At 73.3% G+C, this 18,776-nt stretch carries 16 protein-coding genes; 9 read left to right on the top strand and 7 right to left on the bottom strand.

The features are described from left to right. The first annotated feature begins 255 nt into the window (after positions 1-255). The 5 genes from aceB to ABEA15_RS05980 all read left to right on the top strand — a co-directional run bounded on the left by aceB (position 256) and on the right by ABEA15_RS05980 (position 6,748). On the top strand, positions 256-1,860 hold the full coding sequence (gene aceB / locus ABEA15_RS05960) for a malate synthase A (protein WP_344140580.1): 1,605 nt from the start codon (positions 256-258) through the stop codon (positions 1,858-1,860). A 145-nt stretch (positions 1,861-2,005) separates the two neighbouring features. Then, positions 2,006-3,469, top strand: coding sequence for an FAD-linked oxidase C-terminal domain-containing protein (locus ABEA15_RS05965; RefSeq protein ID WP_345555794.1), 1,464 nt, complete (start codon positions 2,006-2,008; stop codon positions 3,467-3,469). A gap of 58 nt (positions 3,470-3,527) precedes the next feature. Beyond that, positions 3,528-4,778, top strand: a complete 1,251-nt coding sequence (locus ABEA15_RS05970; RefSeq protein ID WP_345555795.1) for an FAD-binding oxidoreductase — start codon at positions 3,528-3,530, stop codon at positions 4,776-4,778. 72 nt (positions 4,779-4,850) lie between these two features. Further along, positions 4,851-6,179 (top strand): (Fe-S)-binding protein, encoded by a 1,329-nt coding sequence (locus ABEA15_RS05975; protein ID WP_345555796.1) that lies wholly within the window; start codon positions 4,851-4,853, stop codon positions 6,177-6,179. A 278-nt stretch (positions 6,180-6,457) separates the two neighbouring features. Beyond that, the gene (locus ABEA15_RS05980) at positions 6,458-6,748 is read left to right on the top strand and encodes a hypothetical protein (RefSeq protein WP_345555797.1); all 291 of its coding nucleotides are present in this window, start codon (positions 6,458-6,460) and stop codon (positions 6,746-6,748) included. 79 nt (positions 6,749-6,827) lie between these two features. On the opposite strand, the gene dapF is transcribed toward ABEA15_RS05980, so the two are convergent. Further along, positions 6,828-7,652, bottom strand: a complete 825-nt coding sequence (gene dapF, locus ABEA15_RS05985) for a diaminopimelate epimerase (RefSeq protein WP_345555798.1) — start codon at positions 7,650-7,652, stop codon at positions 6,828-6,830. A 246-nt stretch (positions 7,653-7,898) separates the two neighbouring features. On the opposite strand from dapF, the gene miaA reads away from it, so the two are divergent. Further along, on the top strand, positions 7,899-8,804 hold the full coding sequence (gene miaA, locus ABEA15_RS05990; protein WP_345555895.1) for a tRNA (adenosine(37)-N6)-dimethylallyltransferase MiaA: 906 nt from the start codon (positions 7,899-7,901) through the stop codon (positions 8,802-8,804). 63 nt (positions 8,805-8,867) lie between these two features. Further along, positions 8,868-9,626: a VOC family protein gene (locus tag ABEA15_RS05995; protein ID WP_345555800.1), complete on the top strand. Its 759-nt coding sequence runs from the start codon at positions 8,868-8,870 to the stop codon at positions 9,624-9,626. 31 nt (positions 9,627-9,657) lie between these two features. Here the strand turns inward: ABEA15_RS05995 and ABEA15_RS06000 are convergent, their stop codons facing one another. Next, positions 9,658-10,338 carry a class III extradiol ring-cleavage dioxygenase family protein gene (locus ABEA15_RS06000; protein ID WP_345555801.1) on the bottom strand — a complete coding sequence of 227 codons (681 nt, stop codon included), beginning with the start codon at positions 10,336-10,338 and terminating at the stop codon, positions 9,658-9,660. Between the two features lie 172 nt (positions 10,339-10,510). Between ABEA15_RS06000 and ABEA15_RS06005 the strand changes: the two genes are divergently transcribed. Next, positions 10,511-11,263, top strand: a complete 753-nt coding sequence (locus ABEA15_RS06005) for a TetR/AcrR family transcriptional regulator (RefSeq protein WP_345555802.1) — start codon at positions 10,511-10,513, stop codon at positions 11,261-11,263. Positions 11,264-11,284: 21 nt separating this feature from the next. Next, complete coding sequence (locus ABEA15_RS06010; RefSeq protein WP_345555803.1) at positions 11,285-12,568, top strand: cytochrome P450 family protein; 1,284 nt, start codon at positions 11,285-11,287, stop codon at positions 12,566-12,568. A gap of 52 nt (positions 12,569-12,620) precedes the next feature. Here the strand turns inward: ABEA15_RS06010 and miaB are convergent, their stop codons facing one another. From miaB to ABEA15_RS06035, 5 genes are all read right to left on the bottom strand, one after another. After that, the gene (miaB, locus tag ABEA15_RS06015) at positions 12,621-14,087 is read right to left on the bottom strand and encodes a tRNA (N6-isopentenyl adenosine(37)-C2)-methylthiotransferase MiaB (RefSeq protein ID WP_344140775.1); all 1,467 of its coding nucleotides are present in this window, start codon (positions 14,085-14,087) and stop codon (positions 12,621-12,623) included. A gap of 167 nt (positions 14,088-14,254) precedes the next feature. After that, on the bottom strand, positions 14,255-14,656 hold the full coding sequence (locus tag ABEA15_RS06020; RefSeq protein WP_344140601.1) for a hypothetical protein: 402 nt from the start codon (positions 14,654-14,656) through the stop codon (positions 14,255-14,257). A gap of 74 nt (positions 14,657-14,730) precedes the next feature. Beyond that, entirely contained in the window at positions 14,731-17,013 is a 2,283-nt protein-coding gene (locus tag ABEA15_RS06025; RefSeq protein WP_345555804.1) for a TRAP transporter permease, read from the bottom strand. A gap of 71 nt (positions 17,014-17,084) precedes the next feature. Beyond that, a complete protein-coding gene (locus ABEA15_RS06030) occupies positions 17,085-17,699 on the bottom strand; it encodes a DUF1850 domain-containing protein (protein WP_345555805.1) in 615 nt (204 codons plus the stop codon). Further along, complete coding sequence (locus tag ABEA15_RS06035; RefSeq protein ID WP_345555806.1) at positions 17,659-18,648, bottom strand: TAXI family TRAP transporter solute-binding subunit; 990 nt, start codon at positions 18,646-18,648, stop codon at positions 17,659-17,661. The genes ABEA15_RS06030 and ABEA15_RS06035 overlap by 41 nt, the downstream gene beginning before the upstream one ends. Between the last annotated feature and the right edge of the window lie 128 nt (positions 18,649-18,776).

Below are 18,776 nucleotides of genomic sequence, written 5' to 3' on the forward strand. Positions count from 1 at the left end.
CGGCAGGTGGCAGAAGCAAGAAACGCGATGCTCGACGTCTCCGTCAAGGGCGGCCGCGGGTGACAGAAAAAACGCGACGCGCAGCGTCTCCGTCAAGGGCGGCCGCGGGTGACAGGAGGGCAAAAGCACCCGACCTTTCCACCAGGGAAAAGAGTGGCCGCCCACCCCGCGCGCCCGCCGTTGACCGGGGTCGAACCCGCCAGTAACGTAAATTCCACATACCAGAAATAACTTTCGCTTCGTGGAAGGATTCCGATGGCCGCCACCACCGGGGTCGAGATCACCGGCCCCATGCACGAACGCTTCGACCAGATCCTCACCGACGACGCCCTCGCCCTGGTCGCCGACCTGCACCGGCGGTTCGAAGGGCGCCGGCAGGAGCTGCTGGCCGCCCGCGCCCGCCGCCAGGAGCAGATCTCCGCGGGCGCCGACCTGGACTTCCCGCCCGAGACCCGCCACATCCGCGAGGACACGTCCTGGCAGGTCGCCCCGCCCGCGCCCGGCATCACCGACCGGCGCATCGAGATCACCGGCCCCACCGACCGCAAGATGACGGTCAACGCGCTCAACTCCGGCGCCAAGGTCTGGCTGGCCGACTTCGAGGACGCCAACACCCCGCTGTGGGAGAACATGATCGGCGGCCAGCTGAACCTGCGCGACGCGCTGGACCGCACCCTCGACTTCACCACCCCCGAGGGCAAGTCCTACGCGCTCAAGGACGACTCCGAGCTCGCCTCGATCATCGTGCGCCCCCGCGGTTGGCATCTGGACGAGAAGCACATCCTCGTCGACGGCGCCCGCACCGCCGGGGGCATCGTCGACTTCGCGCTCTACTTCTTCCACTGCGCCCGCCGCCAGCTCGACAAGGGCAAGGGCCCCTACTTCTACCTGCCCAAGCTGGAGAGCCACCTCGAAGCACGGCTGTGGAACGACATCTTCGCGGCCGCGCAGGAGCACCTGGGCATCCCGCGGGGCACCATCCGCGCCACCGTGCTGATCGAGACCATCCCCGCGGCGTTCGAAATGGAGGAGATCCTCTACGAGCTGCGCGAGCACTCCGCCGGCCTGAACGCCGGGCGCTGGGACTACCTCTTCAGCATCATCAAGGTGCACCGCACCCGCGGCCGCAGCTTCCTCATGCCCGAGCGCAACGCCGTCACCATGACCGCGCCCTTCATGCGCGCCTACACCGAGCTGCTGGTGAGCACCTGCCACCGCCGCGGCGCCCACGCCATCGGCGGCATGGCCGCGTTCATCCCCAGCCGCCGCGACCCCGAGGTCAACGAGCGCGCCCTGGCCAAGGTCCGCGACGACAAATCCCGCGAGTCCGGTGACGGCTTCGACGGCTCCTGGGTGGCCCACCCCGACCTCGTCCCCGTCGCCAAAGAGGTCTTCGACGGCGTGCTGGGCGAGCGGCCCAACCAGATCGACCGCAAGCGCGACGACGTCTCGGTCAAGGCCGCCGACCTGCTGGCCGTGGACTCCGCCGAGGGCGGCATCACCGAGGCCGGGCTGCGCGCCAACATCAACGTCGGCCTGCAGTACCTCGCCTCCTGGATCGGCGGCAACGGCGCGGCGGCCGTCCACAACCTGATGGAGGACGCCGCCACCGCCGAGATCTCCCGCTCCCAGGTCTGGCAGTGGCTGCACAACGGCGTCACGCTCGACGACGGCCCCGAGGTCACCCGCGACCTCGTGCGCCGGCTCGTCGACGAGGAGATGGCCGCCATCCGCGAGCAGCACGGCGACGCCTACGACGCCGCTCTGTTCGAGCAGGCCGAACAGCTGTTCACCGAGGTCGCGCTGGCCGACGAGTACGTCGACTTCCTGACGCTGCCCGCCTACGAGCGCATGCCCTGAACCGGCCGGGCGCGGCGGAGGACCGCCTGCGAGCAGCGCTCCGCCGCACCCGGTTGCCCTTGCCCGCGGGCGGGAAGTGGGAGAGAGTACGGACCTACCGCGGCCGACCCGCCGCGGTACCGAAGACGGGGAGGGCGAGCCCCACATGCCGCAACCGCTCACCGCGCTGATCCCGCGACTGCGCGAGGTCTGCGGCGACGACGGCGTCATCACCGAGCAGCACCGCCGCCGCACCTACGAGAGCGACGGCCTCACCTACCACGCGAGCACACCCGGCGTGGTCGTCCTGCCGACCAGCACCGAACAGGTCGCCGCGGTGGTGCGGCTGTGCGCCGAGAGCGGGGTGCCCTACGTGCCGCGCGGCGCCGGGACCGGACTGTCGGCGGGCGCGCTGCCCCACAGCGAGGGCGTGCTCATCGTCACCTCCCGGATGCGGCGCATCATCGAGATCGACGTCGACAACGAGCGCGCCGTCGTCCAGCCCGGCGTGGCCAACCTGGAGGTCACCCGCGCCGCCGCCCCGCACGGCTACTACTACGCCCCCGACCCCTCCAGCCAGCAGGTGTGCTCGGTGGGCGGCAACATCGCCGAGAACTCCGGCGGCGCGCACTGCCTCAAGTACGGCTTCACCGTCAACCACGTGACCGGTCTGGAGATCGTCACACCGCAGGGCGACGTGGTGCGGCTGGGCGGAAAGGCCGCCGACGCGCCCGGCTACGACCTGCTGGGGGCGTTCGTCGGCTCCGAGGGCACGCTGGGCATCGCCACCGAGATCACCGTGCGGCTGCTGCGCGCGCCGCAGAAGGTCCGCACCCTGCTGGCGGCCTTCGAGACCATGGACGCCGGAGGCTCGGCGGTCTCCTCCATCATCTCCGCCGGCGTGCTCCCGGCGGCCGTGGAGATGATGGACGCGCTGTCCATCGAGGCCGCCGAGGCGGCGGTGGCCTGCGACTACCCGCCCGGTGCGGGGGCCGTGCTGATCGTCGAGCTCGACGGGCCCGCCGCCGACGTCGACGCCCAGTTCGACCGCGCCACGCGGATGTGCCGCGACGCCGGGGCGTTCGAGGTCCGCACCGCCGACGACGCCGGCGAGCGCGCCCGCATCTGGAAGGGGCGCAAGTCCGCCTTCGCCGCGGTGGGCCGCATCAGCCCCGCCTACATCGTCCAGGACGGCGTCGTCCCCCGCACCGCACTGCCCGAGGTGCTGAGCCGTATCGCCGAACTGTCGGCCGCCTCCGGCATCCGCGTCGCCAACGTCTTCCACGCCGGCGACGGCAACCTGCACCCCCTCGTGCTGTTCGACGACTCCGAGCCCGGCGCCTCCGAGCGCGCCGCCGAGGTCTCCGGCAAGATCCTGGACCTGTGCATCGAGCACGGCGGCTCCATCACGGGCGAGCACGGCGTCGGCGTCGACAAGGCGTGCCAGATGCCCGAGATGTTCTCCCCCGACGACCTGGAGACCATGGACCTGTTCCGCTCGGCCTTCGACCCCGGCGGCATCGCCAACCCCGAGAAGCTGCTGCCCACACCGCGGCTGTGCGGGGAGCGGCCCGGTGTACGCAAGGGCGTCCACCCCCTCGTGGCCGAGGGCGCGGCGGAGCAGTTCTGATGTGCGGCGGGCCGCGGTGCGGGCGCGGTGCGGCGGACCACGAAGCGGGAGCACGGCAGTGACACAGGACGAGACGACCACGACGCCCCTGGCCGAGGCGCTCAGCGAAGGCGGCGCGGTGGTGCGCGAGGGCACCCCGGCCGACGCCGTCTGCGGGCACGTCCCCCGCTACGTCGCCCGGCCGCCCGACACGGCCGCGGCCCAGGCGCTGCTGGCGGCCGCCGGACGCCTGGACCTGGCCACCGTCGTGCGCGGCAACGGCACGGCGTTGGACTGGGGAGCCCCGCCGCGGCGCTGCGACCTGGTGCTGGAGACCACGGCGCTGACCGGCGTCGAGCACGCCGCCGGCGACCTCGTCGTCCAGGCCGGCGCGGGCACCCCGCTGGCCGACCTGCAGGCCGAGCTGGCCGCGGCCGGGCAGCGGCTGACCCTCGACCCGCTCGTCGCCGGCGGGACGGTCGGCGGCGCCCTCGCCACCGGGCTTTCGGGGCCGCGCCGCCTGCTGCACGGTCCGCTGCGCGACCTGGTCATCGGCATGACCGCCGTGCGCGCTGACGGGGTCGCCGCCTCCTCCGGCGGCCGCGTCGTCAAGAACGTCGCAGGATACGACCTGGGCAAACTGCATACCGGAGCCCTGGGGACCCTGGGGCTGATCACGTCGGCGACGTTCCGGCTGCACCCCCTGCCCGAAGCGCTGCGCACCGTCGGTGCGACTACCGCCGACCCCGAGACGGTTCAGCGGTGGACCCGCGCCGTCCTCGGGTCGGGCGCCGTGCCCGCCGCCGCCGAGCTCGACTGGCCCGCGGACGGCCCGCTGTCGCTGCGCGTGCTTCTGGAGGGCGCCGAAGGCGGGATCGACGCCCGCGCCCGCGCCGTGGCCGACCTGATGGAGGGCGCCGACATCGTCGCCGGCCCGCCCGCGCGGTGGGGCGTCCTGCCCGGCGGAGCAGGCGACACCCTGCTCAAGATCGCGGTGCCCATCGGACACGTCGCCGCTGCCGCCCGGCTGGTGCGCGAGGCCGCCCGCCGGCAGGGCACCGACGCCGCCGTCGGCGGGTCGGCGGGCGCGGGCGTCCTCTTCGCCGCCCTGCCCGCCTCGGTGGGCGCGGAGCCGGTCGGCGCCGTGGCCTCCGCGGTGCGCTCGGCCGTCGAGGGCGCTGTGACCCTCGTCCGCACGGCCCCCGCCCTCGCCGGGGCCGACCTGGACCGCTGGGGCGAGGTGCCCGGCCTGGAGCTGATGCGCGCCGTCAAGCTGCGCTTCGACCCCCGCGACCTCCTGGCGCCCGGCCGGTTCGCCGGCGGGATCTGACGCTCCGGCTTACGGAAGCCGACCGGAATCCAGGCGACCATTAGGCGACACCGTGCGGAAAGGTAGGACGCCGTGACCGACAGCGAGACCGCCCCCGGCGCCCGTGAGGGCACCCGCTCCTTCGACGACCTGCTCGGCGACTGCGTGCACTGCGGGTTCTGCCTGCCCACCTGCCCCACCTACGTGCTGTGGGGCGAGGAGATGGACTCCCCGCGCGGTCGCATCCACCTGATGGGCCAGATGCGCGAGGACGACGTGCTCAGCGAGGCCGCCACGGGCCACTTCGACAACTGCCTGGGCTGCCTGGCGTGTGTCAGCTCCTGCCCCTCGGGCGTCGCCTACGACGCGCTGATCGAGTCGACCCGCGCGACCGTGGAGCGCGAGCACCGCCGACCGCCCGGCGAACGGCTGCTGCGAAAGGCGGTCTTCGCGCTGTTCCCGTACCGCCGGCGGCTGGAACTGCTCCGGGCGCCGCTGAAGGCCTACCAGGCCAGCGGGCTGAACCGGCTGGTGCGCCGCTCGGGGGTACTGGAGCGGGTCTCCCCCGCCCTGGCGACGATGGAGCGCATCGCACCGCCGCTGGCCGGGGCCGTGCCGCGCCTGCCCGAGGTGGTCCCGGCGCGCGGTCGGCGGCGCGCTGTGGTGGGCATGCTCACCGGTTGCGTGCAGGGGGCGTTCTTCCCGCAGGTCAACACCGCCACGGCGCGCGTGCTGGCCAGCGAGGGCTGCGACGTCGTGGTGCCCGGCGACCAGGGCTGCTGCGGCGCCCTGTCCTCGCACACCGGACGCGCCGAGGAGGCGGCCGACTTCTCGCGCGCCACCGTCGCCTCCTTCTCCAAGGCCGGTGTGGACGCGGTCGTGGTCAACTCCGCCGGATGCGGCGCGTCCATGAAGCACTACGGCCGGCTGATGGAGGAGGCCGGTGCGGGCCCCGAGGAGGTGCGCCGCGCCGAGGAGCTGTCGGCGAAGGTGGTGGACCTGTCGGAGTACCTGGTCCGGCTGGGTCCGCGGGCCCCCCGGCGTCCGCTGCCGCTGCGCGCCGCCTACCACGACGCCTGCCACCTGTCGCACGGCCAGGGCGTCGCCGCCCAGCCGCGTGAGCTGCTGCGCGCGATCCCCGAGCTGGAGGTGGCCGACCTGCCCAACCCGGAGGTCTGCTGCGGCTCGGCGGGCGTCTACAACCTGCTGCGCCCGCAGGCCGCCGGCGACCTGGGGGTGCGCAAGAGCGAGGACGTGCGCTCGACGGGAGCCGAACTCCTGGTGGCGGGCAACCCCGGCTGCTCGCTGCAGATCGCCTCGGCCATGGAGCGCGCGGGCACACCGATCTCGGTGGCCCACACCGCCCAGGTCCTCGACGCCTCCATCCGCGGCCTCGACCCGGCGACGCTGCTCCCCCGCTGACCCCGGACCGGCCGACCGGATCCGCCCCGGTATCGGCCGAGACCGGATCTCCGGGCGCCGGCGCCCGGAGATCGGGGCGTGCGCCGTCCGCCGGACCCCGTCGGAACCGGTCCGCGCAGGTCGCAACGGTGCAAGGCGGCGGCATGCTCCCGCGCGGCCGCTCCGCGCCGCACCTCGCCCGGATATCGGACACGCCGGGTGCACAACCCTGCCGCGGAAACACTCGGTTTTCCCGCGAAACAGCAGCCGACCTGGTCCGATCCCGGTAACTTTCCGCCATGCCCAGCATCGAACACGCGTGCAACTGGGAGGAACTGATGGCGACCACCGGGCACAAGTACCGCAGCGAGTTCGCCCGCAGGTACGTCCGTGAAGGTGAGGTGCGCGGCGAGGCACGCGGCGAGGCACGTGGCGAGGCCAAGTCGATCCTCAAGATCCTCGAGGCGCACGGGGTCGAGGTCGCGGAGGAGGAGCGCGAGCGCATCCTGGCGTGTACGTGTGAGGACACGCTGACGACCTGGCTCATGCGTGCGCTCACCGCCGCGTCGGTCGATGAACTGTTCCGTTGAGCGTGTCCCGACGGCGAACGCGATCGGAGGGCACTCGGCGGACCAGCTCTTCGCCTGAGGGGCTCCGGCACAGCCGTGGTCAGGACTCCACGTCCATCAGCAGCTCGCCCTCGGCCACGAGGACCGCCGGGCCGCGCAGGCGGGCGCCCTTGGCGTCGAGGAGGACGACGCACTCGCCGCCGGGAACGCGCACACGCCAGGCGGCCTCCGCACCGGGCGGGGTCGCCGCGGCCGCGACGGCGACGATGCCGGTTCCGCAGGAGCGGGTCTCGCCGGAGCCGCGCTCGTTGACGCGCATCTCCAGGGTCCCCGGCGCCGCCTCGGCGAACACCTCGACGTTGGCGCCCTCGGGGAACTGCGCGGGGTCGAGCCGCGGCCGCCCGCTCAGGTCCACCCCGGCCGGGCCGCCCGGCACCCGGCAGACCAGGTGCGGGTTGCCGACGTCCACGCGCACGCCCTGCACCGGGCCGCCGGCCAGCACCGCGCTGCCCTCGCCGAGCACCTCGGGGCGGCCCATGTCCACGGTGACGTCGCCGTCGTCCTCCAGCACCACGCGGCGCGCCCCCGCCCGGGTGCCCACCGACAGCTCGCCGCCCGGGACCAGGCCGCGGTCGGCGAGGTAGCGGGCGAACACGCGCACGCCGTTGCCGCACATCTCGGCGACGCTTCCGTCGGCGTTGCGGTAGTCCATGAACCACTCGCACTCGGCGGCCGAGGCCGCCGGGCCGGTCAGCGCCTCGCCCAGGGCGGCGGTGCGCACGACGCGCAGCACCCCGTCGGCTCCGATCCCGGCGCGGCGGTCGCACACGCGCGCGACCGCGGCCGGGCGCAGGTCCAGCGCCCCGTCGGGGTCGGGGAGGATCACGAAGTCGTTCTCGGTGCCGTGCCCCTTGGCGAATCGCATGGGCCCAATCTTAAGCGCGCACGAGGCCGCCGCCGTGCCGGTGAGCAGCGGCGGCGGCGCGGGGCGGCGGCGCCCGCCCACGGCTGCGGCGCTCCCGCCCGGGACCAGGCGGGGCGCCGCCGCTGCCACACTGGAAGCGGGGGCGCCGGCGGCCCGGCAGCCCCGCGCGCAGCAGCGGAACGCGGCAGTCAGGACATGGAGAGGCGGGACCGAGTGGACGGGCACCGGGACGGTACCCAAGACCCGGTGGTCGCGGTGGTGGGAGCCACCGCCGCGGGCAAGTCGGACCTCGCCGTGGAACTGGCCCTGCGCCTGGGCGCGGCCTCCGGCGGCGCCGAGATCGTCAACGCCGACTCGATGCAGCTGTACCGCGGGATGGACATCGGCACCGCCAAGCTCGCCCCGGAGGAGCGCAGGGGTGTACCCCACCACCTGCTCGACATCTGGGACGTCACCCGCACCGCCAACGTCGCCGAGTACCAGGAGCTGGCCCGCGCCCGGATCGACGGGCTGCGCGAGCGCGGCGCCACACCGGTCCTGGTGGGCGGCTCGGGCCTGTACGTGCGCGCCGCGCTGGACGAGCTGGACTTCCCCGGGACCGACCCCGCCATCCGCGCCCGGCTGGAGGCCGAGCTGGAGGAGCGCGGCCCGGCACCGCTGTACGCGCGCCTGTCCGAGAGCGACCCGCGGGCCGCAGAGGCCATCCTGCCCGGCAACGGCCGGCGGATCGTGCGGGCGCTGGAGGTCATCGAGCTGACCGGGCGGCCCTTCACCGCGACGCTGCCCGAGCACACGTCGCGCTACCCGTGCGTCCAGATCGGCGTCCGGGTGCCGCGCCCGGAGCTGGACGCGCGGATCGCCGACCGCGTGGACCGGATGTGGAGCGCCGGTCTGGTCGAGGAGGTGCGCGCGCTGCGCGAGCGCGGGCTCGCCGAGGGCCGCACCGCCTCGCGGGCGCTGGGCTACGCCCAGGTACTGCACTACCTGGAGGGCGACTGCGACGAGGAGGAGGCCCGTTCGGAGACCGTGCGCGCCACCCGCCGCTTCGCCCGGCGCCAGGAGTCCTGGTTCCGCCGCGACCCCCGCGTGCGCTGGCTCGACCACGACGACCCCGGCCTCGTCGCACGCGCTCTGGAACTGGTGAGCACCTGAGAGCACCCCGTTCCGCCCGGAACCGCCCGAATGCGCGATTGCGAACACGGGTACGACCCGCCCATGACGACTGCGGTGGAGTACCCGGCGGGGGCGCCCTGCTGGTTCGAGCTCTCGGTGCCCGACCTGGGCCGCGCCAAGGAGTTCTACGCCGGGCTGTTCGGGTGGGAGTTCGACGACCTGCCCTATACCCAGGCCCGCCTCCGCGGGCGGCGGGTCGCCGGGATCAGCCAGCGCTGGGGCAGCGACACCGGCCCGGCCGAGCCCGCCGCGTGGACGGTCCTGCTGGCCACCCGCGACCTCGACGCGGCGCTGCGCACCGTCGCCGAGGCCGGAGGGCGCCTGTCCTCGGCCCGCCAGGACATCGGCGACCTGGGAGCCATGGCCCTTGCCCGCGATCCGGCCGGCGCCGAGTTCGGGCTGTGGCAGCCGGGCACGCTGCGCGGCTGCGAGGCCTCCGGCCCGGGGAGTCCGGCGTGGAGCGAGATCGCCAGCGACGACATCCAGGAGACCGCGTCCTTCCTGGTGCGGGTCCTGGGCTGCGAGCCCGAGCGGGTGGAGGGGTTCGAGTTCGTCACCCTCTACAGCGGCGGCTGGCCCGTCCTCGGGGTCTACGGCGGCGACGGCCGCCCCCGCAGCGGCCACGCCGCCTGGCTCACCTACTTCGCGGTGCGCAGCGCGGACGCGGCGGCCGACTACACCCGCGGCGCGGGCGGCAGCGTCGTGCGCGCGCCCGCCGACTCCCCCTACGGCCGCTGGTGCCTGCTCGCCGACCCCTTCGGCGCGCGCCTGGCCGCGGTGGAGCCCACCGAGGCCGCGTGACCGCCGCGCGCGGGCCGCGGCTCGCGCGCGATCAGCGCCACAGCGCCGCGAAGTAGCCCACGCCGTAGGGTGACTCGTGGGCGAGCAGCCCGCCGCCCAGCCCCGCCCCCGCTGCCGCGCCCGCGAGGACCTGCCAGGCCGCGCGGCCGCCGGCCATCAGCTCCGCCGCCAGAGCGGGAGCGATCCCCGCCAGCGCCGCGGTGTCGGCGGCGTCCAGCGCCTCGGCGACCGCGGCGTCGAACCCGGCGGCGCGCCGGTCGGCCGTGCCCGGTGCGTGCTCGCCGCGGCGGGCGCTGCCGTCGCCCATCACCAGCAGGGCGACCCGGTCCGCGGCGGCCGCCAGCGCGGCGCCCCGCTCGGCGCACTCCCGCGGCGCCGCCGTCGGGAGGACCTCGACGTAGCGATCCGGCCGCAGGTCCGAGCGATCGCACAACCACCGGCCCACCGTCAGCGACAACGGAAGCTCCGGCGGCCCCTCCCCCACCCGCACCGGGACACCGTAGGCGTCGAGGCCCCCGGCGGCGTCGGAGCCGTGCACCCGGTCGGCGCCGCCGCACCCGACGACCGCCACCGTGTCCGGGCCGGAAGCGGCCAGTCCCGCCACGGCCCGGTCGCAGGCCGCCCGCAGCCCGTCGAGCTCGCCGGCGGCGCCCTGCGCGACCTGCGGCAGCAGCAGTGGCGGATGAGGGCACACGGCCGCGGCGATCAGCACACGCGCGAGGCTACCGCGGCCGCCGACCGCGTCTCGGCGGAATCCGTGCGCAGCACGTCCTTGCACAGCGCGCGTCCGCTGCTACCGTCGGAGGTGACCGCGTGACCAATTTTGAAATTCGGTCACACAGTCAGCATTCCATGCCGCGATGACGCAGGAGAGAGCAGGACCAGTGCCCGAGCCCGACCCGGCCGCATCCGCCCCGGAGCCCGCCGACCCCGAGCACAGTGCGCGCGCCGAGCGCATCCTCGACGCCGCGGCCGAGCTCCTCGTCGCCTGGGGGTACCGCCGCATCACCATCGAGGACGTCGCCAAGCGCGCGGGCGTCGGCAAGGGCACCGTCTACCTGCATTTCCGCACCAAGGAGCTGCTGTTTCTGACGGTGCTGCTGCGGGTGCAGGCGACGCTCATGGACGGACTGATCGCGTCCTTCCGACGCGACCCCCAACTGATCCGGCCCAGCGCGGTGGCGAGCGCCAACTACACCACGGCCACCGAGAACCCCATCCTGCGCGCGACCCTCACCCGCGACAGCGAGACACTCGGCTCGCTGGTCAGCAGCGGCCTCCGCGAGCTCGGCGACTACACGCGGGCGCGCATCGCCGTCGTCACCGAGTACTTCGCCACGCTCCGCGAACACGGGGTACTGCGCTCCGACACGCCGCTGGATCAGCAGCTGCACGCCTTCGTCCGCGTCTTCTACGGCTATGTGGCCACCCAGCGCGCGGCCGAGTTCATGCGCGCGGAGGGCGGCGACCACACCGCGGCCGACGCCCGCATGCTCGCCCGCGTCGTCAGCGCCTCCTTGGAGGTGCCCGGCGACGACCCCGCTCCCGCACGCGCCGCCGCGCCCCACGTCATCACGCTGTTCGAGCGGCTGCTCGCCCGCGTACACGAAGAGATCGCCAACCAGAAGCGCACCTGACGCCCCAAGGAGGGCCCAGCCATGAGCACACCCACCGGCCGCGACTCCGCCGCCGACCCCGGCGGCGCGGCACTGACCGACCCCGCGCTGCTCGCCGACCCCTACACCGGGTTCGGCCGGCTCCGCGAGACCGAGCCCGTCACCCTCGGCCGCAACCTCGACGGGTCGCCCCTGTGGATCGTCACCCGCCACGAGGACGTCCGCGCCGTCCTCGACGACCCGCGCTTCGCCAACGACCCGCTCTCCGTCCCGGGGATCGAGACCGACAAGCGCGCCGAGCTGCTCGTCAGGATGGGCCTGTCCGAGGAGTACGTGGCCTACATGGCCGACACGTTGCTCGACGCCGACCCGCCCGACCACACCCGGCTGCGCAAGCTGGTCTCCCGCGCCTTCACCGTCCGCCGCGTCAACGCACTGCGGCCCCGTGTCGAGCAGATCACCGACGACCTGCTCGACAGGCTGCCGGACCACGCCGGCGACGACGGCACCGTGGACCTCATCGAGCACTTCGCCTACCCGCTGCCCATCACCGTCATCTGCGAGATGGTCGGCGTGCCCGAGGAGGACCGGCCGCTGTGGCGCAGGTGGGGCAACGACCTGATCCAGACGGATTCGCCGGAGCGGATGGACCGCGCGCTCGTGGGAACGGTCGAGCACGTCCGCGCAATGATCGCCAAGCGGCGCGCAGACCCCGGCGACGACCTGCTCGACGCCCTCATCGCGGTCCGCGACGAGGACGGCGACCGGCTCACCGAGAAGGAGCTCATCACGATGGTGCTCTCGCTGGTGATCGCCGGCCACGAGACCACGGCCAACCTCATCGGCAACGGCACGCTCGCCCTGCTCACCCATCCCGACCAGCTCGCGCTGCTGCGCCGGGACCCCGAGGTCGCCCCGCGCGCCGTGCACGAGCTGATGCGCTGGTGCGGCCCCGTCCTCGGCAGCCGGCCCCGCTGGCCGACCGAGGACGTAACCCTCGGCGGGAAGCTCATCCGCCAGGGGGAACCGGTCATGGCGATGGTCGTCGGCGCCAACCGAGACCCGCGCCGCTTCGAGGACCCCGACCGCCTCGACATCAGCCGGACCTACGCGACCCGCGGCGAGCAGCACACCGGATTCGGCCACGGCATGCACTACTGCCTGGGCGCGGCGCTGGCCCGCCAGGAGGGCGAGGTGGCGTTCACCCGCCTCTTCGAGCGCTATCCAAAGCTGTCTCCGGCCGTGCCGGAGGGCGGGCCGGAGTGGCATCCGCGGCCGGGCCTGCGTCGCCTGGTCCGGCTGCCGCTGCACCTGGGCCGCGGCTGAACCGGGCCGCGCCCACCGGATCGGGGCCCGCCGTGACGCGGCGCGGACCGGGTCACGCGATCCCGCAGCCCCCGGACGCGGCGGGCTCGGGCTCGGGAGCGCCGACGGTGGGCATGCCCAGCAGCACGCCCGAAGGGGCCGGCTCGCGGCCGTTGCGCGCCGCCCAGGCCTCGCCCGCCCGTGTGCGCCGCACCCGGCGCACGCCGGAGTCGGCCACCAGGTGGTGCGGCGCGGCATAGGTGACCTCGACCGACGCGAAGTCCCCCGGACGCAGCGCCGCCGCGGTGCCGTCGTCGACCGCGAAGTGCACCAGCCGGTTGTCGGGCGCGCGGCCCGACAACCGGCGCCGCTCGCCGTCCTTGCGGCCCTCGCCCTCGGCCACCAGCAGCTCGACCTCGCGGCCCACCAGCTTCCGGTTCTCCTCCGCCGAGATCCGCTCCTGCAGGGCCACCAGGCGCTCGTAGCGCTCCTGGACGACCTCCTTGGGCAGCTGCCCCTCCATCTCGGCTGCCGGTGTGCCCGGCCGCTTGGAGTACTGGAAGGTGAACGCAGCGGCGAAGCGGGCCTCGCGCACCACGTGCAGTGTCTCCTCGAAGTCCTCCTCGGTCTCGCCGGGGAAGCCCACGATGATGTCGGTGGTGATCGCGGCATCGGGCATGGCCTCGCGGACCCGCCGCACGATGCCCAGGTAGCGCTCCTGGCGGTAGGAGCGCCGCATCGCCTTGAGCACCCGGCTGGAACCCGACTGCAGCGGCATGTGCAGCTGCGGCATGACGTTGGGGGTCTCGGCCATGGCCTCGACGACGTCGTCGGTGAAGTCGCGCGGGTGCGGCGAGGTGAACCGCACGCGCTCCAGACCCTCGATCTCGCCGCAGGCCCGCAGCAGCTTGGAGAACGCCTGGCGGTCGCCGAACTCGCTGCCGTAGGCGTTGACGTTCTGGCCCAGCAGCGTGACCTCGGCGACGCCCTCGTCGACCAGGGCGCGCACCTCGGCCAGGATGTCGCCGGGCCGGCGGTCCTTCTCCTTGCCGCGCAAGGCGGGCACGATGCAGAACGTGCAGGTGTTGTTGCACCCCACCGAGACCGACACCCAGGCGGCGTAGGCCGACTCCCGGCGGCTGGGCAGCGTGGAGGGGAACGTCTCCAGCGACTCCTCGATCTCGACCTGGGCCTCGCGCTGCACCCGCGCGCGCTCCAGCAGCACCGGGAGCGAGCCGATGTTGTGCGTGCCGAAGACCACGTCCACCCACGGGGCGCGGCGCACGATCTCGCCGCGGTCCTTCTGCGCCAGGCACCCGCCCACGGCGATCTGCATGCCGGGGTGGGCGTCCTTGGCCGGGCGCAGGTGGCCGAGGTTGCCGTAGAGGCGGTTGTCGGCGTTCTCGCGGACCGCGCAGGTGTTGAACACGACGACGTCGGCGGTGGTGTCCTCGGCTGCGCGCTCGTAGCCCGCGTCCTCCAGCAGGCCGGAGAGGCGCTCGGAGTCGTGGACGTTCATCTGGCAGCCGTAGGTCCGCACTTGGTAGGTACGAGTCTGGCTCACGGCTCCCAGGCTAGTGCCTGTGCCGCCCGGTGCCGTCCCGGCGGCTTCCGGCTTCCGGCTTCCGTTACGGCGAAGGCCGCCGCCCCGCGTGCGGGCGGCGGCCCGGACCCGGCCGACCGCCCGGCTCGGCGTCGCCCCGGTACTCAGCGCGGCGCGGGCGCGGACCGCGTGAAGCCGGCGACGCGCGGGTGGACCGTCACCGGCACTCCGGCCTCGCGGGAGAAGGAGTCCAGCCCCTCGCGCACGGCCGCGTCCGGCTCGCCGTAGACGTCCAGCCCCAGCACGGTGCTGTACTCCATGACCTCGCGGATGTGGGGGTCGGAGATCCGCCAGTGCTCCAGCACGGCCGCGGAGTCCGGGTAGAGCTGGAAGCTGTAGGCCTGCGCGCCTTCTGCGTCGAGGTAGACCTCCACCATCAGCTGGGGGGCGTGCTGCTCGGTGAAGGCCACCGCCCTCGCGATCGCGCCGCGGAACGCCTCGAACCGCTCGGGGTGCACCCGCATCGTGTTGCGGAACATGATCGGTGCCTGCTGTGTCGATGCCATGGCCCGAGCCTGCTACCTCAAGTGAAGTTGAGGTCAAGGCCGCCGCCCCTTCGTGCGGAGCGGCGGCCCGGCCCCTACGGCACCGCGGGCACCTCGGAGCGGTCCGAGCCCGCACCGCGGCCCGCCCGGAACTGCCAGCCCAGCACGGCGCCGCCGACGACCAGCCCGAACAGGTCGCTCTCCCAGCCCGAGTGCAGCATCGCCAACCCGGCCGCGGCCACCAGAAGCCGCAGCGACCAGTGCAGCCGGGTGTTGACGAAGCCCACGACCGCGAGGCCCACCAGCCACACACCCAGCAGCGACGTCGCCACGGCCCAGGTGCCCGTGATCCACGTCACGTCCTGCAGCAGCAGCTCCGGGGAGAACACGAACATGTAGGGCACCAGGAACCCCGAGATCGCGATGCGCACCGCGTGCCCGCCGGTGCGCAGCGGATTGCCGCCCGAGATGCCTGAGGCGGCGTAGGCCGCCAGGCACACCGGCGGCGTGATGTCGGCCATCACCCCGAAGTAGTACACGAACATGTGCGCCATGAGCAGCACCGCGACCGTGTTCTCCTCGACCCCCGGCTCCAGGATCGCCATGATCGCCGGAGCCGCCAGGGTGGCGGTGATGACGTAGTTCGCCGTGGTCGGCACGCCGATGCCCAGGATCAGACAGGCCAGCATCGTCAGCACCAGCGTGCACACCAGCAGCACCGTCGTCGCGGGGAACACGTCGAAGGTGACGACCTGCACGCCGGGAGCCAGGATGTTCTCGGCCAGCCCCACGAGGCCGTCGCTGAGCTTCTGTCCCAGGCCCGTCAGCGTGATCACGCCGGCGATCATGCCGGCCGCCGCGCACGCCATGATGATCGGCAGCGCCACACGCGCCGCGTCGACCAGCCCGTCCAGCAGGGTCCACAGCGTCAGCCGGTCCTCCATGCCGCGCCAGCGCCGCAGCACGAACATCACGATCTGCGTCAGCAGGTTGACCGCCACGGTCAGCCCGATCGCGCCCATCGCCGAGAAGATCGGCGAGTAGCCCACCGACAGCAGCGCGAACAGCCCGATGATCGGCACCAGCAGGTAGCCGCGGGTGGCCATCAGCAGACGCACGTTCGGCAGCACGGAGCGCGGCATCCCGCGGATGCCCATGCGCTTGGCGTCGTAGTGCACCACGACGAACTGGGCGACGAAGAACAGCACCGCCGGGATGATCGCCGCCTGCAGGATCTGCAGGTAGGGGATGCCGGTGAACTCGATCATGATGAACGCCGCGGCGCCCATGATCGGCGGCGCGATTTGCCCGCCGGTCGAGGACGCCGCCTCCACCGCGCCCGCGTAGTTGGCCGGATACCCCGACCGCTTCATCATGGGGATGGTGAAGGCGCCGTTGCTGACGGTGTTGGCCACCGAGCTTCCGGTGATCGTGCCGGAGAACGCGCTGGTGACGATGCCGACCTTGGCCGTACCGCCCGTTGCACCGCCGGTCAGCCCCAGCGCCAGGTCGGTGAAGAACCGCTCCATGCCCGTGCGGGTGAGCATCGCCGCGAAGACCAGGAACAGGAAGATGAACGTCGAGGAGATGCCCAGCGGGGTCCCGAACACGCCCTCGGTGCCCACGAACAGCTCGACGACGATCCGGTCGATCGAGTAGCCCGAGTGGTGCAGGAAGCCCGGCAGGAACGGGCCGTAGAACGCGTAGGCCACCATCAGCCCCGACAGCACCACCAGTGCCGCGCCCAGCGTCCGCTGCGCCGCCACCAGCACCAGCAGGATGCCCACCGTGCCGACGGCCACCTGGTCCGGCTCGATGATGCCCTGCGTGCGCACGATGTCCTCGTAGAACACGAACAGGTACAGCCCCGACCCCATGCCCAGCAGCGCCAGGACCACGTCGGCCGCCGGAACCCCCATCGGGCGCAGCGGAACGTAGCGCGACGCCTGCACGAGGGCCAGCACCGCCGCGGCCGGCGCCAGCACGTACCAGTCGGCGATGCCCTCGACGATGATGTAGACGATGGCCGCGATTCCGCCGGCGGTCAGCCCCCAGCCGTACCACCGCTGGCGCCGGGTCTCCTGCGGCGAGTGCGGGTAGAGCAGGAACACCATGCCCAGCCCCAGCGCCAGGTGGAACGAGCGCTGCTGCAGCCCCGGGAACGTACCGAAGTAGCCGGTGTAGAGGTGGAACAGGCTCAGCGCCAGCCCCACACCGAAGACGACCCACCGCCACAGAGGGCGCATGTCGCGCCGGGTGCCCGCCGTCTCGGCGGCGACGTTGTGCTGCTCTAGCTCGGCGACCTCCTTCTGCGCCTCGATGTCGCTGAAGTCGGCGCCCTCACCCGCCGGTGCTGCCGACCGGGAGTCGCTCGTCATCGCTCGCCCCATCCCCTTGCATCCACGTCGTCGTCCGTCGGGCGGCCGTCCTGCCGGTCCCCCCGCCTCGATCAGGGCCAGGCCCGCGGCCCGCCCTGCACGCCCAGTTCCACCCGTGTGCCGTACGCGGCGACGTCGAGCAGGCGCACCCGCCCGCCGTCCGGGAACAGCAGCACCTGGCCGGAGTGCGTGCTGTTGACCATCAGCTGCACCGTCCCCAGCGGCCGCCCGTGGTGCAGCACCCGGTAGCCGTCGTCCTCGCGCAGGAACGTGGTGGTCGTCGAGCCGATGTGCTCGGGCCCCACGGGGAGGTTCGCCCCGAAGGTGTCGAACCGCATCTCCTGCATGAGCAGCCGGCCCCCGGCCCCGGCGGAGAACACCTCATCCACCGGGCGCTTGCTCACCGAATGGGTATAGCGCAGCGTCACCCGATCGCCCGCGGCCACCGGCCGCGACGCCGCCACGCGGCCGCCGTCGACGTCGGTCACCGTGAACAGCAGGCGGCCGCCCGCCTCCGGCTCCGGTGCCGCGAGCCCGCCGAGCAGGCCCGCCGCCAGTACGGCGCCGCCCGCGCGCAGGGCGCGGCGGCGCGCGAGCCCCTGCCCGCGCGCCGCCGCCTGCTGCACCTCGGGCGGCTCGGTGCCGCTAGCCGAGGACGCCCTCTTCCTCGTAGTAGCGCTTGGCACCGGGGTGGAAGTCGACGGCGCCCTGTCCGTCGACCGCGGTCTCCAGCTTGACCTGGCTGCCGACGTCGTGCCCGATCTCGTCGGCACGCTCGTACATCTCCTTCACCAGGTTGTAGGCCGTCTCCTCGTCCAGGTCGGCCGTGGTGTAGAGCGTCGCCCAGTTGGTGACGGTCTCGGCCGGCTCGTCCTGGCCGCTGTAGGTGCCCGCCTCGATCGTCAGCGGGCTGTAGCTGGGGTTGTCCGAGGTGAGCGTTTCGAGGCCGTCGCCGGTGATGTCGACAAGCTGCACGTCGCTGGAGGTTGCGACCTGCTCGATGCTGCCGGCCGGCAGCGCCAGGATCGCGAACGCCGCGTCGGTCTGGCCGTCGCTGAGCTTGGTCGAGGCCTCCTCGAACGTGCTGTTGAAGACCTCGATGTCGTCGAGGCTCATCCCGTACGCCTCGAGGATCTGCTCCGCGGCCACGGCCGTACCGCTGCCGGGCGGGCCGATGTCCACCCGCTTGCCCTTGAGGTCCGCGATCGTCTCGATGCCGGAGTCGGCCGAGGCGACGATCTGCAGCACCTCGGGGTAGACGTTGCCCAGCATGCGCACCTCGCCGGGGTTGGACAGCGGCTCCTCGGCGAAGTCCGCCTCGCCGTCGACCGCGTTGGCGGCGACCCCGTTGATCGCCATGACCAGCTCGTTCTCGCCCTGGTCGAGCAGGCGCATGTTCTCCACCGACGCACCGCTGGACTGGGTGCTGACGTTGACGCCCTCGATGTTGTCGGACCAGATCTTGGCCATCTCGGCGCCGAGGGGATAGTAGGTCCCGCCCGTGCTGCCGGTGGCCATGGTGAGTTCGCCGCCTGCGCCCGTGTCGCCGACACCGCAGCCCGCGAGCGCGATGACCCCTGCGGCCGCGGCCGCGGTTGCAGCCGCCAGCCGACCGGTCCGAAGTCCCGTCCTCATTGCGCGAGTCCTCCTCGAAGAGTGCGCTGCGGCGGTGCTGTAGCACCGGCGCGAGCCTCTGAAGTGCCTAGCGTGATTACCCGCCTTGAACATTGGCTGGACTATAGACAGCGCGGTGACACGCCGTC

This window comes from Streptomonospora halophila, assembly GCF_039542725.1.
Classification (GTDB): Bacteria; Actinomycetota; Actinomycetes; order Streptosporangiales; family Streptosporangiaceae; genus Streptomonospora; species Streptomonospora halophila.

Bases quoted from the DNA above. Each gene is read 5' to 3' on its own strand.
- ABEA15_RS06020 (WP_344140601.1), bottom strand. From the start codon at position 14,656: ATGGCATCGACACAGCAGGCACCGATCATGTTCCGCAACACGATGCGG.
- ABEA15_RS05980 (WP_345555797.1), top strand. From the start codon at position 6,458: ATGCCCAGCATCGAACACGCGTGCAACTGGGAGGAACTGATGGCGACC.
- dapF (WP_345555798.1), bottom strand. From the start codon at position 7,652: ATGCGATTCGCCAAGGGGCACGGCACCGAGAACGACTTCGTGATCCTC.
- ABEA15_RS06035 (WP_345555806.1), bottom strand. From the start codon at position 18,648: ATGAGGACGGGACTTCGGACCGGTCGGCTGGCGGCTGCAACCGCGGCC.
- ABEA15_RS06025 (WP_345555804.1), bottom strand. From the start codon at position 17,013: ATGACGAGCGACTCCCGGTCGGCAGCACCGGCGGGTGAGGGCGCCGAC.
- ABEA15_RS06010 (WP_345555803.1), top strand. From the start codon at position 11,285: ATGAGCACACCCACCGGCCGCGACTCCGCCGCCGACCCCGGCGGCGCG.
- ABEA15_RS05965 (WP_345555794.1), top strand. From the start codon at position 2,006: ATGCCGCAACCGCTCACCGCGCTGATCCCGCGACTGCGCGAGGTCTGC.
- ABEA15_RS05995 (WP_345555800.1), top strand. From the start codon at position 8,868: ATGACGACTGCGGTGGAGTACCCGGCGGGGGCGCCCTGCTGGTTCGAG.
- aceB (WP_344140580.1), top strand. From the start codon at position 256: ATGGCCGCCACCACCGGGGTCGAGATCACCGGCCCCATGCACGAACGC.